Genomic DNA, 16,626 nt, shown 5'->3' on the forward strand with positions numbered 1-16,626 from the left:
TTACTTTATTATAACTTCTGCTAAAAATTAACTAGAAGATGTTGATATTTCGCGATTATTTCACCGGTTTGTTATGAGAAAAACACATGCATGAACATTCTTACTTGGTTTTAGCTTGCTTACTTATATTAATTTTTGGCCTTGTTTCCAAAAAAGCTGAAAACTCGCCCGTATCCGCTCCCATGTTTTTCTTAACTGTTGGTCTTATTCTAGGGCCTGTTGGCTTTGATATCATCGACGTCGACATCGAAGCAAGCGAAGTAAGGTTAATTGCCGAACTTACCTTGATTATTTTACTGTTTGTTGACGCGACCTTTATTAAAATTTCTGATATTTCCAGTAAAGTACGCGGCCTACCCGCCAGGTTACTCTTTGTCGGCTTACCACTGACTATGATCTTTGGCTTTGTCATAGCCTACTTTATGTTCCCACAATGGAATTTTTGGCTCATAGCCTTACTAGCCCTTATTTTATCACCAACTGATGCCGCACTTGGCCAAGCTGTTATAAAAAGCCCAAAAGTGCCTGAACGTATTCGCGAATCTATTTCTATTGAAAGTGGATTAAACGATGGCATTGCTCTACCACCAATACTTATTTGTTTAGCGGTACTGTTATCCGGCGATGCTGCCTTGTCGGGAGAGCGAGACTGGACATTATATGTAGTGACTCAACTCACCTTAGGTCCGGTAATGGGCTTGTTAATTGGTTATATTGGCGGAAGCCTGATTAATGTAAGCGTGCAAAACGGTTGGATGAGCCATGTTTTTCAACGCCTTTCATGTATAGCGTTAGCAATAGTTGCTTATTCCTTTGCAGAAGCAGTGGAAGGTAATGGCTTTATTGCTGCCTTTTGCGCTGGCGCCATGCTAACCGTTAACCAACAAGACGTACAAGAACGTATTCAAGACTATGGTGAAGCAGAAGGACAAATGTTAGCGCTATTCGTGTTTCTTATTATGGGGCTGGTTGCAGTACCAAAATTTGCTGTGTATTGGACGTGGGAATATTTACTATACGCAGTATTAAGCCTCACGGTGATTCGCATAGTACCTGTATTTATTTGCTTAATGGGCAGTAAATTAGATAACTATACCAAGCTATTTATTGCTTGGTTTGGGCCACGCGGCATTGCTTCGATTCTTTACTTCATTATGGCGATTAACTATCTAGGGCCTACAGGGTATGAAGAAGTCTATTCGATCATAGTGCTAACTATTTTAATCAGTGTGTTTTTACATGGCGCTTCTGCGGTATTTATGAGTAATAAATTTGAACAAAAACAACACCAAGTTATTGATAAATAGTCGAACACGAAACTGAACAATCGCATTTAAAAAAACGTTAATGTTTTGTGTTGAATATTTAACATTTGCACTATAAGCTTAATTTACTTACTTTTTTTGTTTGAACGGTCTTGCAAAAAATTGATTGAGTGAGTGAGTGAGTCAACAAGAAGGATTTAATAATGTTAAAAACTAATGTATTACGCAATCTTGCGCTGGGTTTAGGCTTTATGGCCGCCTCAAGTGCGATTGCGGCAGATAAACCAAACATCCTTGTATTTTGGGGAGATGATATTGGCGTAACAAACATTAGTGCATACAGTGACGGTATTATGGGTTATCACACACCTAATATTGATCGTATCGCTAACGAAGGTATGCGCTTTACAGACTACTATGGCGATCAAAGTTGTACTGCGGGCCGCTCCACATTTATCACCGGACAAGCTGGTCTAAGAACAGGTATGACAAAAGTAGGTCTACCTGGTGCTAAAGAAGGTATTCAAGACAGAGACGTAACCATTGCAGAAGTATTGCGTGATATGGGTTATGCAACAGGTCAATTCGGTAAAAACCATTTAGGTGATCGTGACGAACATCTACCGACTAATCACGGTTTCGATGAATTTTTAGGTAACTTATACCACTTAAATGCAGAGGAAGAACCAGAAGATCCGGATTATCCAAAAGATCCTGCGTTTAAGAAACAATTCGGTCCACGTGGTGTTATCCACTCTTATGCTGATGGAAAAATTGAAGATACAGGTCCATTAACCATTAAGCGTATGGAAACAGCTGATGAAGAATTTGCTGCTGCAGCGATGAAGTTCATCGATAAATCAGTAAAAGCAAACAAACCATTTTTCGTTTGGATGAATACCACAGGTATGCATTTTAGAACGCATATTGCGAAGAAACACATTGGTAAATCTGGCCAAGGTTTTTACAACGATGTTATGGTTGCGCACGATGAGCTAGTAGGTCAACTTCTTGACCAACTAGACCAATTAAACGTTGCCGACAATACTATCGTTTTCTACTCTACTGACAACGGCGTTCATTTTAATACATGGCCTGATGCGGGTATTACACCATTTAGAGGCGAGAAGAACTCTACTTATGAAGGTGCTTATCGTGTTCCGGCAGTGGTGCGTTGGCCTGGCAAAATTAAGCCTGGCACGATTTCAAATGAAATCATGGCGCACTTGGACTGGATGCCAACACTTGTAGCCGCTGCAGGTAACCCTAACCTTAAGCAAGAGCTATTAAAAGGTAAGCGTGTTGGTAACAAGCAAGTTAAAATCCATTTAGATGGTTACAACTTTGTGCCTTACTTAACAGGCGAAGTAGAAGATAGTCCACGTAACATTTATCACTACCTAGATGACACAGCACTACCTGTTGCTATTCGTATTGGCGATTGGAAAATCATGTACGCTGAAAACGTTGGTCGTCGCATGGGTGTTTGGGCAGAGCCTATCCGCTGGTTAAGACTTCCTAAAGTGTTTAATTTGCGCCGTGACCCATGGGGCCGCGCGGAAGAAAACTCAAATGTTTACTGGGATTGGATGATTGGTAAAGCACCATACGTATACTTAGGTCTGTCTGAAACAGCTAAATTCTTGCAAACCTTTGTAGAGTATCCACCAAGTCAACGTTCTGGTTCTTGGTCTGTTGAAGCAATAACAGAGCAAATACTATCGCGTATACCTGAAGGTGAATAAAATACCATTTAAAAAAGGCCTAAGCATTGCTTAGGCCTTTTTTATTTCATACACTAAATTCACAATGATTATAATGTTTTAGGCGCCTTGTTTTGTTAATCCGCTGTATTTTCCTTTGTTTGTTATTACCCGCCCTAACTTCTTACGCATCTAACCCACACAGCGCCGAATTTGTTGGTAGCGAGGCTTGCCAAAGTTGCCACCAAGCTGAGTTTAAGCAATGGCAAAACTCTCACCACAAACAAGCTATGCAGCATGCAAATGATGATTCTGTGCTTGGTGACTTTAGTGGTAAAGCAATAGAAATGCACGGTCAGAAAGTCAACTTCTATAAAAAAGATAAACAGTTCTTTGCCGCATTTACAGAAAAAAATCAGCCGTTGGCGCACTACAAAATTAAATACACCTTTGGTTATTATCCCCTGCAACAATACATGGTCGAGTTTGACGATGGTCGCGTTCAATTAATTCCTTACGCTTGGGATAGCAGGCCAAAACAAGCAGGCGGGCAACGTTGGTTTAATCTATACCCGAATTTTGGCCCTAAAGACGAATTCTATTGGAAAAATGTTGGTCAAAATTGGAACTATATGTGCGCTGATTGTCATTCAACAAATGTTAAGAAAAACTATGACGTCGACACCAATACCTATAACACCAGCTATAACGAGATAACGGTTGGCTGTGAGGCCTGCCATGGGCCTGCGAGTGATCATATCGAGTGGGCGAAAAAGCCAGATAGTAATGCTTTAAAAGGTTTTCAGTTACAACTTCATAAAGCCGTCACGCAGTGGCATGAAGTCGACGGTAACAATACGCTACAACCGAAGGAAACTGTAGAAACAGATCAAATGATGGTGTGCGCGCAATGTCACTCTCGACGCATGCAAATTTCTGAACAGCCAATGGCCGATATTGGGCATTTCGGCGAACGATACATGCTCAGCCAAATTACTGGCGATTTGTATTATCCTGACGGCCAAATATATGAAGAGGTCTATGTTTATGGATCTTATTTACAAAGTAAAATGGCAGCAAAAGGTGTTTCTTGTACTAACTGCCACAACCCTCATACAGCTGAGTTAGCGATACCTGTTGAGGCCGTCTGCCAGCAGTGCCATGACGCCACAGCATACAATCAAGAAAATCATTCTAGGCATGACCCTACTTTGCCAGGGGGACAATGCGTGGATTGTCACATGCCTGAAACAACCTATATGGAAGTTGATGACAGACGCGATCATTTTTGGCATAAACCCAACCCGCAAATAAGCAAAAGTAGCAACTCTCCCGACGTATGCCTGTCTTGTCACGAAGATAAAGACTCAAGCTGGTCAATTAAACAAACCAAGTTATGGTTTAACCAAACCCTTAATAACAAGCCATTTGCGCCGGTATTTGCCATCCACGATTCGGGATTGCAACCAATGGGCGATCAGCTAGCTCATATCGCACAAAACTATAAGCATAATGACATCACAAGAGCGGCCGCTTTAACCCGCATTGGTGACACTCAACCTAATCAAAATACCGTAATTGCAGCGGCGCGAGGTGCAAAGCACAAGAGTGCACAGATTCGCTTAGCTGCCATTGAGGCAAGTAGCAATCTACCGCCGCAAGATCAATGGCGAATCATCTCTCCTTTATTGACCGATAAAGTTAAAGCGGTGCGAATAGAAGCGGCAAGTAACCTGTCACAGCATTGGCAATCGCTAAGCTTTGAGCAACAAAATAAACTTGCTAAAGCGTTAGACGAATACCAAGCCTTTTTAGCCTTCAATTTTGACAGAGCATATGCACATGTAAATATGGCTAATGTGTATGTTAATCAGGGCCAGTACGATAAAGCTGAACAAGCATATAAACAGGCAATGACATTGGAGCCCTACTTTAGCAATGCCTATCAAAACTACGCTGAATTACATCGCTTGCAAGGCAATGAAAAAGCCGCAATAGACACTTTAAAACAAGGGATTAAACAAGTTAAAGAAAACGCCTCATTGCATTACAGCTTAGGATTAGCGTATGTCAGAAACAAAAATATGCCTTTAGCCGCTCAATCGCTATTAAAAGCGGCAGAAAGCGCAAAAACAAATCCTCAATATTATTATGTCTATGCCCTTTCAATTGAAAATACTGACATGCGCAAGGCGCAACAAGCGCTCTTTAAAGCCTACGAAATGTCGCAACAAGCCCAGTATTTATATACCTTGTGTGAATTTAAGCTAAAAGCAAAAGATGGTGACGCAGAGGCTTGTCTCAATAGTTTAGCCAGCTATGTTGATGCTGCTGTGATCAACAATTTACGCATGAGGTATAAATAGCGTAAAAAAATTGTTAAAAACAATCGAAAACTATGCCATGCTTAAAGCGTTGTTAAAATAAAGTGAGTAATATAATGAGCGAAACATTACAAGCAATTCAACAGCTTAAAGAACAAATGGCGAGTGCCGTAATTGGCCAAGAGCATGTGGTAGATACTTTGATCATTGCCCTGCTTTCCAACGGTAACGTGTTGCTTGAAGGTTTGCCTGGAACGGCAAAAACCCGCTCTATTAAGAGTTTAGCTCGCAGTTTAAAAGTAGACCTTGGTCGGGTGCAGTTTACGCCAGACTTACTTCCTTCAGATGTAACAGGTACTGAGGTTTATCAAGAAATCGATGGCAAGCCTACGTTAACCTTTCAACAAGGCCCTGTATTTAACAACTTATTGTTAGCCGATGAAATTAATCGCTCTCCGGCAAAAGTACAGGCGGCGCTACTAGAAGCAATGGAAGAAAGGCAAGTAACTGTGGCGGGTAAAACCTACAAACTGCCAGAGTTGTTCATGGTTATGGCTACGCAAAACCCGGTAGAGCAAGAAGGTACCTATCCCTTACCTGAAGCCCAAATGGATAGGTTTTTGATGAAGATTAATGTCGACTATCCTGACGATGAAGCAGAAGCCAAAATTATTTCTTTGGTAAGATCTGAAGAGAAAGCACAACAGAAAGTTGAAGCCATTGATCCTAATTTTATCTTCCAAGCACGAGAGCAAATTCAGCAAGTTCATGTTAGTGAAGCCATGGTTGATTACTTGGTCGCTATCATTATGGCGACACGCGACCCTGCTCGCTATCAAGAGTCACAGTTGAAAGAATGGATCATGGTTGGCTCTAGCCCTCGTGCTAGTATCGCGATGGATAAATGCGCGCGCGCGCATGCATGGTTAAATGGTAAAGATTTTGTTGACCCAGAAGACATACGCGCCATTGTGCATTCAGTATTAAGACACAGGCTAATGCTGAGCTATGATGCACTTGCGGATGGAATCTCGGCCGACCAAGTTGTCGATGAAATTTTAAAACAAGTTGCCGTGGCTTAGGTGCTCATATGGCAACGCCGTCTGCTAATATCTACGTTGAATTAAAAGCGTTACAGCAGCTTCAATTTCAAGCACGAGGCTTCTCGCTTAAGCCCGCTCAACCTGTCAATAGCGTGCTTACCGGAAAAAATGTCTCTAAATTAAGGGGACGTGGCTTAAACTTTGAAGAATTGCGCCACTACCGCCCTGGCGATGATATTCGTTCAATGGATTGGAAAGTTACGCAGCGCACGGGCAAGCCTCATATCAAGGTATATACCGAAGAGCGAGAACGCAATATTATTCTAGCGATTGACCAACGCTCTAGCATGTTCTTTGGTAGTCAAAACAAAATGAAATCAGTCATTGCTGCAGAGCTTAGTGCCCTGTTTGCTTGGCAAGTGTCGGCAAGTGGAGACCGTATTGGTGCAGTTATCTTTTCTAATGACAAAGTGAATGTCATTCCTGCAAAACGCGGCAACAACCATGTTACACAGCTACTATCAGAAGTCGCTAAATGTAATCACAAACTCAAAGTCGGTGAATCCGATCCAGATGCATCGCAATCGTTTAATCGCATGCTCAATAAGCTTAATAGAGTGTGTAAACATAACGCGCTAGTCATATTAATTAGCGACGGTTATGGTTGGAATGAACAAAGCAGTGACGCAATAAAACAATTGCGACAGCATAACGAACTTATCAATTGTCTAGTATTTGACCCGATTGAACGCGACTTACCAGAAATGACACAAATGGTGGTTAGTGACGGCAAATGGCAAATACAGTTTTCGTCAGAAGAACAAACAACACAGGACAAGTATAAAGACGCATTAGAACAACAATTGCATCAATTTGAATCCGCGAGCAAAAAGTATCGAATACCGCTCATTGGCATCAATACACTTGAAGATGTTACCCATCAGGTAAGACATGCATTGGGAGGCCGCTAATGGAAGGTTTTCCTATGCCTTGGGGCAATTATGTTCTAAAGCAGTTTATCGAAACAAATGCACCTGATGCTGTATCTATGCTACCGCAAACTATGGGGTGGCTGTATTTATCTGTCGCCATTTTAGCCTTTATTACCTACAAACTGTATAAACGCTGGAAGATGTATAAAATCAACGTCTATCGCAGAGAAGCAATTAGTTGGCTGAACACGCTATCTGTCGATAGTGACGAACATAAACGCATAAAAGCCAAAGAATTACCGGCGCTATTAAAGAAAGTCGCAACACATGCTTACCCTCAAAGTCAGGTGCAAAGTCTACACCTGCAAACATGGGAAAAATGGTTAGATGAACATGTAGAAAACTGCCGGTTCTCTTCCACCTATACGGGCATGTTGGGGCAATTGGCTTATCAATCAACTTCACTTTCAACAGAGCAGATTAGCGAGCTAATTAAACAAATTGCGCTATGGGTGAAGCAACACAAAGGTGAACTAGTATGATTGAGTTTGCCTTTCCATGGATGTTTTTATTATTGCCATTGCCTGTTTTAGTGGTGTGGCTCGCACCTGAACACAAAGAAAAGAAACATTCGGTACAGGTCCCCTATTTTAATCGTCTTGTGCAAGTGACAGGTGAAGCGCCTAAACAAGGTGCCGTATTAATTTCACGTAATAATATACAGCGCATTTTAATTTCTATTGCTTGGATCTGTTTAGTGACATCCATGGCAAAACCAGAATTGATAGGCCCACCCAATTCACAAGAAAAGTCAGCTAGAGACTTAATGATAGCGGTAGATCTATCAGGCAGTATGCAAATAGAAGATTTTACCGACAGTCAAGGTAACAAAGTGTCTAGACTTACAGCGGTTAAGCAGGTTTTGACGTCTTTTGTTGAAAGCCGTGGCAAAGATAGATTAGGGCTAATTCTTTTTGGTGATGCGCCCTATTTACAAGCGCCATTTACCGAGGATACCAATACTTGGTTAACTTTGTTGCGTGAAAGCGAAATTGGCATGGCAGGTCAAAGCACAGCTTTTGGTGATGCCATAGGGTTAGCAATTAGTGTATTTGAAAACTCTGAAACGCAAAACCGAGTGCTAATTGTTTTGACCGATGGTAATGATACTGGCTCGCGTGTTCCCCCTGTGGACGCTGCGAAAGTAGCCGCCGCTTACAACATAAAAATATACTCTATTGCAATTGGTGACCCTACCGCCGCAGGCGAAGAAAAAGTTGATGTAGAGGTATTAGAAGACATAGCGAAGGCAACTAATGGTCAACATTATTTAGCCATAGACAACCAAGCCCTTAGCGATGTTTACCAACAAATCAATGACTTAGAACCAGAAAAGTTTGATAGCATTTCCTATCGTCCAAGAACAAGTGCTCATCACTACCCTATCGTCGTTTTTATGCTGATTTACCTAGTGTCGCTTACCTTGGTCAACATACGCTTTTACTTTAAGCAAAGAAAGCAGGAGGCGTAATGGATTTTTCTCAGCTATTACACTTCCATTTAATGCGCCCTTATTGGCTCATTGCGATCGTGCTAACGTTTTTGATACTTAAAGCCTTTAAGAAACGTGACGATACACTAGATAAGTGGCGAAAAATCATGTCGGTGGAGATGCTAGATGCGGTCACCGTAAAAGGCAATTCTAATGCTTGGTTTTCACCTCAGAAATTGTCATGGGTGATGGTTATCTTGCTAACGATTATTTTAGTTGGCCCTACATGGAAACAACAACCGTCTCCTTTTACGCAAGACCAATCTGCGCTCATTATCGCGCTTGATGTATCTTCATCGATGGAACAAAGCGATATCATGCCGTCTCGATTGCTGCAGGCAAAACAGAAAATACTAAAACTATTAGCATTACGCGGGGATGCAAACACAGCCTTAGTTGCCTATGCAGGCAGCGCTCATGTGGTTATGCCGATTACCAACGATAGAGAAATGATACGTCACTTTCTTGATGTTTTAGATGAAAGCATTATGCCAGTAAAAGGTAAATCGCCCGAAGCGGTCATCCCGATTGCAAACAAGCTGCTTACACCGACCAATGTCCCAGGAACACTTTTAGTGATTACAGACGGCGCGCCAGACGACGCTGCTATAGCCTATGATGACTATTTTAGCGAAGCGAACCACCAATTAATTGTATGGGGTATTGGCAAAGAGAATGCTCCCGAAGGGTCAGTGTTAAGCCCTCTGCAAGTAGATAATCTAGAAGATATGGCAAATGAGGGGCGCCTTGTGTTGATTACACCGGATCAAAGCGATGTTGATAAGGTAAACCGCTATATTGAAAACAACCTTGTAGTGTTAGACGACGGCACAAGACCTTGGCATGACTCTGGTTACCCTGTTGTATTTATTGCTGCTGCGCTGTGGTTGCTTTGGTTTAGAAAAGGCTGGACATTACAATGGTAGCATTTAATTTCGTTAAGCCAATTAAACAATTTGCCACAAAATACAATGTGTCAACACGCAAGGTAGTTATAACCGGTATAGCCGCTATTTTGCTGTTCGTGGTGTTAAAACCACAAGCATTTCTCGACTTATGGTTAACCCGCGATCAACAAGGCGCATTACTGTTTAAGTATGGCTATTATGAAAAAGCTGCCAATCGATTTAACGATGTACATTGGAAAGCATACAGCAATTATGGCGCCGAGAAATTTAAGGATAGCGCGCTGTTATATGCTCAGTTTAATAACGACGATGACAAAGTAGCTCAGGCCAATGCATACGCGCATGGCAGAGATTATGTTAAGGCCCGTAACCTCTACAAACAGGTGTTAAAGAATAATCCTGACCACGAAGCAGCAAATAATAACCTAGCTATAGTTCAAGCATTGATAGATGAAGCCAATCAACTGGCTGAGAATCAACAGCAAGAATCGTCTGACGGAAACAAGGAGCTTGGTGACGAGCCACAAAGCAGTGACGGTGCAGAGCGAAAGCAACTCGAGCCGCAGCAGGTTGAGCAGCTTAGCGCCGAACAATTGTTACTTGATCCTAGTCTCAATGAAATGTGGCTGAGACAAGTGCAAAAGAATCCTTCAAGGTTCTTAGCGCAAAAATTTTATATTCAGCAAAACTATCAAGCGCAGTCACAGGAGACTGACGATGAATAAGTTGCTCACTACCCTATTGATGCTATGCACTTCGTTTGCACTCAATGCTAATACTATTGAAACGCTTATCAAAAACAATGAACTCTCAGTTGAATTTAGTATTTCTTCTAAGCCTCCATACATGGTCAAAGAGCCGCTAATACTTGAGGTTACTATTGCTACTAATCGCTGGTTTGCAAAGGGAACAGATGTACGATTGCCGTCGATGCCAAATATTGTTTTTATGCCAGTGTCTGGACTTGCCGTAAACGGTACAAAACAAGTCAATTATGAAACTTGGGCGACGCAAACCCGTTATATTACTATTTTCCCGATGAGGGACGGCAACTATCAACTGCCTGCTTTTCGCATTTTCGTATCAGTAAATCATGACGAATTAGGCGTGGTCGAAGGTGAATATCAAACCCAGTCACTTGCATTTAGCACTGAGTTGCCAGAAGGCTTAACGGAAAACGATGCCTATTTTGTTAGTTCAAACGCGCGCATTAGTATTAAAGATGACTACCAAGCGGATAAAGAGTACAAAATTGGCGAAGCGGTTCAAAAGACCTTAACAGTGACTGCCACCGGCATACCCGCCATGATGCTACCAGAATTTACAGTAAAACAAGTGGATGGCATTAGTATCTATCAGAAGCCTGCCGAACTATCAGATAAAAGTAATCGTGGCGATATCATTGGCGCTCGCACGGAGCAGATCACCTACATATTCGAACGACCTGGTAACTACACTATTCCAGCACAAGAGATCGTATGGTTTAACAATGAATTAAACATGGTTCAAACGCTCACTATTCCAGAAGAAACGTGGGAAATTTCCGGCGGTACGTTGTTAGACAGATTACGAGCTTACAAAGCTGCACCTTTAAGTCAGGTGCCTAAACAAGTAATTTTGACGGCGATTATCGCCATTTTATTTGTATTACTTCTCATTTATGCGTTTATAAAACGTAAACAGCTGGCGCAATTTTACAAGAAAATTACCCACTACGAACGCAGGCAACAAAAATCGACGTATCTTAGCGCGATAAAAAGCAACAACTATCAAGGCGCGCTTTGGGCGCTTTATAGATACTATGGTAGCAGTCAAACGGCCACGTTAACCCATCTATTTGCATCCGATACAAATAAAGCGGTGGTTTTCAAACAGCTACTAATCCTAGCTTATGGGAAAAGTGAAGAAACGCCTTTAAGTTTACAACAAGCAAAATTACTGATTGAAAAAACGCGGGCTAATATTAAGCACATCGGTTTTGCACAATATGAACAAAAAATTAAGTTATAAAAAAATTAAGGCTCGTTACAACATTAACCATATGTAACGTGCAAACCCCAAGGGACATAGGAGGTGACATGTTAGATTACTTCGCACTATTTATGGTGTTTTTCGTCATTATCGTGCTGTTTTACGGCATTATAGTGGTGCACGACATACCTTATGAAATTGCACTTAAACGCAACCATCCACAAGCAGATGCCATTCATGTGGCTGGGTGGATAAGTTTGTTCACCTTAGGTGCTATTTGGCCATTTTTGTGGATTTGGGCAACCTTGTACAAACCAGGCAAAGGATGGGGCTTTGTTCAAGAAGAGGTAGACGAGCTCAAACATGATGAACAAGAATTAAAACAACAACTTACAGCGCTTCAAGAAGAAGTAGCGGCGCTCAAAGCTGCGATAGCAGCGAAGGAGTAATTAGCCATGGATTTGCTCATCATACTAACCTACACCGCTCTTTGCGTGGGTATCTTTAAGTTATTTAAAATTCCTTTAAACAAATGGAGCGTACCGACCGCTGTACTAGGTGGCGTGGTAATAATTACCGCAATTATGCTGGTGATGAATTACAACCATCCTTATGCCAAATTCGGCAAAGATGCATTTACCACTATACCTATTGTGCCCCAAATTACCGGCACGGTAGCAACAGTTAATGTCGTACCTAATCAACTCGTCAAGCAAGGCGATATATTGTTTACGCTCGATTCGACGGAACAACGCATTGCGCTAGCCAAAGCCAAAGCAGCGCTTGAAGAAGCAAAACAAGGTTCACTGGACGACTACGCAGCATTACAGGTTGCGACCTCAAAAGTTAAACAAGCCGAAGCGGAAGTGAACTCTAGAAGAGATGAATACGAGCGCTATGCCAGAGCCAGAGAACTTGGTGGCGAGAATTCACCTGTAACTGAAGCTGAAGTAGAAAACAGATTAAATCGCTTGCTAGCGGGAGAAGCCTCATTAGCCAGCGCGATTGCCGACGAAGAACGCATACGCATTAATACCGAAACCAAGTTTAATGGCGTTGACGTTAATGTCGCACAATTACTTGCGGCGGTGGAAAAGGCCGAACTCGATTTAGAGCGCACAATTATTAGAGCGCCCGTAGATGGTCAACCTACCATTGTTGCCTTGCGCCCTGGCTACCGAGCAACTAATTTACCGTTACGTCCGTCGATGACATTCGTGCCTAAGGAAAAGCGTCGTTTTGGCGCAGTGTTTTTTCAAAACTCACTTGGTCGAATGAAAAAAGGACTTCCGGCGGAGGTGATATTTGATGCTGTACCTGGCCACGTGTTTAAGGGCACTTTAGTGGATATTTTACCCGCGATGGCTGAAGGTGAATATCAAGCAGATGGTTCGCTAGTTAGTGCGCAACGACTGATGACCCATGGTTTTGCTATTGGCGTAATCGAACTTGAAGAAGATTTAGATGATTATAATCTACCACTTGGTGTGCAAGGACAAGCGGTAGTATTTAATTACGATCACGACTATGTTCATGTTTCTATGGTACGGCGAATATTACTACGCATGATGGCGTGGCTAAAATACGTATACCCTATCAAATAAACAAACAGCGGCGATTTTCGCCGCTTTCTTTTATAACTTACTATACCTGTTCGTTTTTTTTTGGCAGACTGAAGGCATGTTAGCTTTTATCGCCACTTTACTCGATCGCGTATTGTTCACCATTGCATTTATCGCTGGTGTGCAATTGCCTGCCTTTATTCAACAATATATCCAACGCTTAGCGGGGAGACTGGATGAGGCGCAATACAATTTGGCGCAATATCAACACATTGCCGATATTCATTACCAAGGGAGTTTAGATACGCTGGCACAGCGTTATTTAGCCAATAGCGACATTACAGTGGTTAAAGTAGGAGAAATCGTACAATCGCTTATACTGCGCGTCGATTACTTAAGTAGTCACCTTGACACATTGCAGCAAGCCAACCATGTTGAAAAGCTTTGGTTATTTGTCACGCAAGTAGACACCACCATTGCCCAAAACACACTGCACGACTACAGTTTGTCTATCCCGATTGAATTAAACGCGTTAATCGCCGGCGGCAGCCTTGCTTTTTTATACATGGCAACAAAGTCGAGCTGCGCGTATTGTGGGCGTAAGGCAGTCTCAGCGGTAAAGCAAAGATCTTTAGCAAGAAAAAAGGCGGCCTAAAGGCCGCCTTTTTCGTAGCAACTGCAAAGTCAATTAGCCGTTTCCATCTTCAACGCGACTTTTTAACTTTTGACCTGGTCGGAAAGTAACTACCCTTCGTGCAGAAATTGGAATATCTTCACCTGTTTTTGGGTTACGGCCAGGACGTTCACTCTTCTCACGAAGGTCAAAATTTCCAAAACCAGACAGCTTGACTTGTTCGCCACTTTCCAAGGTGTGTCGAATCTCCTCAAAAAAGATCTCTACCATGTCTTTGGCGTCGCGCTTATTTAGCCCGACTTTTTCATACAAGTGTTCTGCTACTTCTGCTTTGGTTAGCGCCATGCTTAGTCCCTCAGTGTTGCATTAAACTCTGATTTCAATGTTGCCACAACTCGATCAACGACATCATTAATGTCTTTTTCTTCGAGCGTTTTCTCTATGTCTTGCAAGGTTAACGCAATTGCGAGGCTCTTATAGCCCTCTTCAATTCCTTGACCTTGGTACACATCGAACAATTTTAGACCAATTAAATAATTTCCGCCAACATTTTCAATAAGTTGTAACACTTTTATTGCGTTTACGTCGTCTTTTACGATAACAGCAATGTCACGTCTATTGGCTGGGAATTTAGAAATATCCTGCGCAAGCGGTAATTCACGTTCAGTTAATGCACTTACCGACAGCTCAAAGACAAAGGCTTTACCATTTAAGCCAAGTTTTCTTTCAAGTTCTGGATGAACCGCGCCAACATAACCAACTAGCTGGTCACCACGTTTAACGGCAGCTGTTTGCCCTGGATGTAACGCATCAATTTCTGCTTTCTCAAACGTAAAGTCGTTACTACAAGACAACGATAGCAGTGCTTCAACATCACCTTTGATATCGTAAAAATCTGCCGCAGCTTTTTCCATCGTCCAGTGCTCTTCTTCGCGGCTACCACAAATAACACCCGCTATCATGGCTTCTTGCTTAACACCGTTTTCGGCAGAATCATCTTGAATAAAGCGTAATCCCGTTTCGAATAAACGAATACGGTTTTGCTGACGATTTTGATTGTAAGATACCGCTTGCAATAAACCCGTGAACAAACTCACACGCATTGCCGACATATCTGCTGAAATTGGGTGAGGTAGAATTAATGCTTCTTGATTCGGATGCAGCTGAGATTGTACTTTAGGGTCAACAAAGCTATACGTAATTGCTTCCTGATAGCCACGGCTAACAAGCGCTTCACGTAATTTGTTAACAGAAAACTTAGCTTCAGGCTGAGCGTTCATAGCCAAGGTAGCTTTTGGCGATACATTCGGAATATTGTTATATCCGAAAATACGTGCAACTTCTTCAATCAAGTCAACTTCGATAGAAATATCAAAACGATATGGCGGAACAACAACAGTCCATACGTTGTCGGCAAAGCTTACATCAAAGCCTAAACGTGTAAGAATTTCTGTTACTTTAGCATCTTCGATATGAAAGCCGATACGGCCATCAAGTTTTTCACGACGCAATGTTACCGTTGTCGATTGTGGTAAATGCGCTTGCGCACTTGCTTCGACGATTGGACCGGCTTCACCACCAACAATCTCTAATAACAAGGCTGTTGCACGTTCCATAGCATCACGTTGAAGCTCTGGATCAACTCCACGTTCATAACGATGAGACGCGTCTGTGTGCAAGCCGTATTGACGTGCTTTACCTAGAATAGCTAATGGCGCAAAGAATGCTGACTCTAAGAAAATATCTTTAGTCTCTGCGGTAACGCCAGTATGAAGACCACCAAAAATACCTGCCATTGCAACCGCTTTTTCAGCATCAGCAATCACTAAAGTATCTTCATTTAACTTTACTTCGTTTTCATCAAGTAAAACCAAAGTTTCATCTTTATGTGCAAAACGTACTTCAATGTCGCCTGACAATTTGGCTAAATCAAACGCATGCATTGGATGCCCCTGCTCTAGCAATACGTAGTTTGTTACGTCTACCACAGGGTCTATTGCACGTACGCCACATCGTCTTAGTTTTTCAACCATCCAAAGCGGCGTGGTTGCTTGCGCGTCGATGTTCTTGATAACACGACCCAAGTAACGCGGACAAGCTTGCTCAGCGGTTAACGTAATACCACGAGTCTCTTCAATGGTAACTGGTGCAACTTCGATTACAGGCGCGTTAACTTCTAGACTGTTAAGAACCCCTACTTCTCTAGCAAGGCCTTTGATACCAAGACAATCACCGCGGTTAGAAGTTAAATCAACGTCAATGGTAACGTCGTTAAGGTCTAGATATTCACGGATATCTGTGCCAATAGGCGCATCTTGCGGTAGTTCAATAATACCGTCTGAGCTGTCTGCTAATCCAAGTTCAGATTCTGAGCACAACATGCCAAATGATGGCTGGCCACGTAACTTAGCTTTTTTAATTTTAAAGTTGCCTGGCAAAACAGCGCCAACAGTAGCAACCGCGACCTTCAACCCTAAACTGCAATTTTTTGCACCGCAGACGATATCAAGTAGCTCTTCACCGCCAACGTTGATTTTTGTTACTTGTAGTTTGTCAGCATCTGGATGTTGGCCACATTCAACTACTTCACCAACTACAACACCAGTAAATTCACCCGCAACTGGATCGACACCATCAACCTCAAGGCCTGCCATGGTGATTTGGTGTGCTAACTCTTCAGACGTATTGGCTGGGCTTACCCATTCACGTAACCAAGATTCACTAAATTTCAT

Annotated in this window: 15 protein-coding genes; 13 read left to right on the plus strand and 2 right to left on the minus strand. The window is 42.3% G+C overall.

All coding sequences use genetic code 11. The features are described 5' to 3' along the window. Positions 1-86: 86 nt before the first annotated feature. The 13 genes from QUD85_RS08255 (at position 87) to QUD85_RS08315 (ending at position 13,915) form a co-directional block, all read left to right on the plus strand. Entirely contained in the window at positions 87-1,307 is a 1,221-nt protein-coding gene (locus QUD85_RS08255; protein ID WP_093329608.1) for a cation:proton antiporter, read from the plus strand. Between the two features lie 161 nt (positions 1,308-1,468). Further along, positions 1,469-3,010 (plus strand): arylsulfatase, encoded by a 1,542-nt coding sequence (locus QUD85_RS08260; RefSeq protein WP_093329607.1) that lies wholly within the window; start codon positions 1,469-1,471, stop codon positions 3,008-3,010. Positions 3,011-3,102: 92 nt separating this feature from the next. Then, the gene (locus tag QUD85_RS08265; RefSeq protein WP_093329605.1) at positions 3,103-5,334 is read left to right on the plus strand and encodes a tetratricopeptide repeat protein; all 2,232 of its coding nucleotides are present in this window, start codon (positions 3,103-3,105) and stop codon (positions 5,332-5,334) included. A 62-nt stretch (positions 5,335-5,396) separates the two neighbouring features. Next, positions 5,397-6,374, plus strand: a complete 978-nt coding sequence (locus QUD85_RS08270) for an AAA family ATPase (RefSeq protein ID WP_286218329.1) — start codon at positions 5,397-5,399, stop codon at positions 6,372-6,374. An 8-nt stretch (positions 6,375-6,382) separates the two neighbouring features. Further along, positions 6,383-7,306, plus strand: a complete 924-nt coding sequence (locus QUD85_RS08275) for a DUF58 domain-containing protein (RefSeq protein WP_093329602.1) — start codon at positions 6,383-6,385, stop codon at positions 7,304-7,306. Beyond that, on the plus strand, positions 7,306-7,809 hold the full coding sequence (locus tag QUD85_RS08280; protein WP_093329600.1) for a DUF4381 domain-containing protein: 504 nt from the start codon (positions 7,306-7,308) through the stop codon (positions 7,807-7,809). The genes QUD85_RS08275 and QUD85_RS08280 overlap by 1 nt, the downstream gene beginning before the upstream one ends. Then, positions 7,806-8,798 carry a vWA domain-containing protein gene (locus tag QUD85_RS08285; RefSeq protein WP_093329599.1) on the plus strand — a complete coding sequence of 331 codons (993 nt, stop codon included), beginning with the start codon at positions 7,806-7,808 and terminating at the stop codon, positions 8,796-8,798. Before QUD85_RS08280 ends, QUD85_RS08285 begins: the two co-directional genes overlap by 4 nt. Continuing rightward, positions 8,798-9,745, plus strand: coding sequence for a vWA domain-containing protein (locus QUD85_RS08290; protein ID WP_093329597.1), 948 nt, complete (start codon positions 8,798-8,800; stop codon positions 9,743-9,745). Before QUD85_RS08285 ends, QUD85_RS08290 begins: the two co-directional genes overlap by 1 nt. Continuing rightward, positions 9,739-10,452, plus strand: a complete 714-nt coding sequence (locus tag QUD85_RS08295) for a hypothetical protein (RefSeq protein WP_093329595.1) — start codon at positions 9,739-9,741, stop codon at positions 10,450-10,452. Before QUD85_RS08290 ends, QUD85_RS08295 begins: the two co-directional genes overlap by 7 nt. Next, positions 10,445-11,737, plus strand: coding sequence for a BatD family protein (locus QUD85_RS08300; RefSeq protein WP_093329594.1), 1,293 nt, complete (start codon positions 10,445-10,447; stop codon positions 11,735-11,737). The genes QUD85_RS08295 and QUD85_RS08300 overlap by 8 nt, the downstream gene beginning before the upstream one ends. Before the next feature lie 68 nt (positions 11,738-11,805). Further along, positions 11,806-12,147 carry a DUF3302 domain-containing protein gene (locus QUD85_RS08305; protein ID WP_093329592.1) on the plus strand — a complete coding sequence of 114 codons (342 nt, stop codon included), beginning with the start codon at positions 11,806-11,808 and terminating at the stop codon, positions 12,145-12,147. A gap of 6 nt (positions 12,148-12,153) precedes the next feature. After that, a complete protein-coding gene (locus tag QUD85_RS08310; RefSeq protein WP_093329590.1) occupies positions 12,154-13,302 on the plus strand; it encodes an HlyD family secretion protein in 1,149 nt (382 codons plus the stop codon). A 76-nt stretch (positions 13,303-13,378) separates the two neighbouring features. After that, positions 13,379-13,915, plus strand: coding sequence for a DUF2937 family protein (locus tag QUD85_RS08315; protein WP_093329589.1), 537 nt, complete (start codon positions 13,379-13,381; stop codon positions 13,913-13,915). A gap of 33 nt (positions 13,916-13,948) precedes the next feature. Here QUD85_RS08315 and QUD85_RS08320 read toward each other — a convergent pair whose 3' ends face one another. Together QUD85_RS08320 and pheT are read right to left on the minus strand one after the other, a co-directional pair. Then, complete coding sequence (locus QUD85_RS08320; protein ID WP_093329587.1) at positions 13,949-14,239, minus strand: integration host factor subunit alpha; 291 nt, start codon at positions 14,237-14,239, stop codon at positions 13,949-13,951. Between the two features lie 2 nt (positions 14,240-14,241). Further along, the gene (gene pheT, locus QUD85_RS08325; RefSeq protein WP_093329586.1) at positions 14,242-16,626 is read right to left on the minus strand and encodes a phenylalanine--tRNA ligase subunit beta; all 2,385 of its coding nucleotides are present in this window, start codon (positions 16,624-16,626) and stop codon (positions 14,242-14,244) included.

Origin of the sequence: Thalassotalea agarivorans, from assembly GCF_030295955.1 — a bacterium.
In the GTDB taxonomy this organism is placed as follows: domain Bacteria; phylum Pseudomonadota; class Gammaproteobacteria; order Enterobacterales; family Alteromonadaceae; genus Thalassotalea_D; species Thalassotalea_D agarivorans.

Coding starts and splice junctions, on each gene's coding strand:
- QUD85_RS08320 (WP_093329587.1), bottom strand. CDS start 14,239: ATGGCGCTAACCAAAGCAGAAGTAGCAGAACACTTGTATGAAAAAGTC.
- QUD85_RS08310 (WP_093329590.1), top strand. CDS start 12,154: ATGGATTTGCTCATCATACTAACCTACACCGCTCTTTGCGTGGGTATC.
- QUD85_RS08255 (WP_093329608.1), top strand. CDS start 87: ATGCATGAACATTCTTACTTGGTTTTAGCTTGCTTACTTATATTAATT.
- QUD85_RS08260 (WP_093329607.1), top strand. CDS start 1,469: ATGTTAAAAACTAATGTATTACGCAATCTTGCGCTGGGTTTAGGCTTT.
- QUD85_RS08315 (WP_093329589.1), top strand. CDS start 13,379: ATGTTAGCTTTTATCGCCACTTTACTCGATCGCGTATTGTTCACCATT.
- QUD85_RS08295 (WP_093329595.1), top strand. CDS start 9,739: ATGGTAGCATTTAATTTCGTTAAGCCAATTAAACAATTTGCCACAAAA.
- QUD85_RS08280 (WP_093329600.1), top strand. CDS start 7,306: ATGGAAGGTTTTCCTATGCCTTGGGGCAATTATGTTCTAAAGCAGTTT.
- pheT (WP_093329586.1), bottom strand. CDS start 16,626: ATGAAATTTAGTGAATCTTGGTTACGTGAATGGGTAAGCCCAGCCAAT.
- QUD85_RS08305 (WP_093329592.1), top strand. CDS start 11,806: ATGTTAGATTACTTCGCACTATTTATGGTGTTTTTCGTCATTATCGTG.
- QUD85_RS08290 (WP_093329597.1), top strand. CDS start 8,798: ATGGATTTTTCTCAGCTATTACACTTCCATTTAATGCGCCCTTATTGG.
- QUD85_RS08275 (WP_093329602.1), top strand. CDS start 6,383: ATGGCAACGCCGTCTGCTAATATCTACGTTGAATTAAAAGCGTTACAG.
- QUD85_RS08300 (WP_093329594.1), top strand. CDS start 10,445: ATGAATAAGTTGCTCACTACCCTATTGATGCTATGCACTTCGTTTGCA.
- QUD85_RS08285 (WP_093329599.1), top strand. CDS start 7,806: ATGATTGAGTTTGCCTTTCCATGGATGTTTTTATTATTGCCATTGCCT.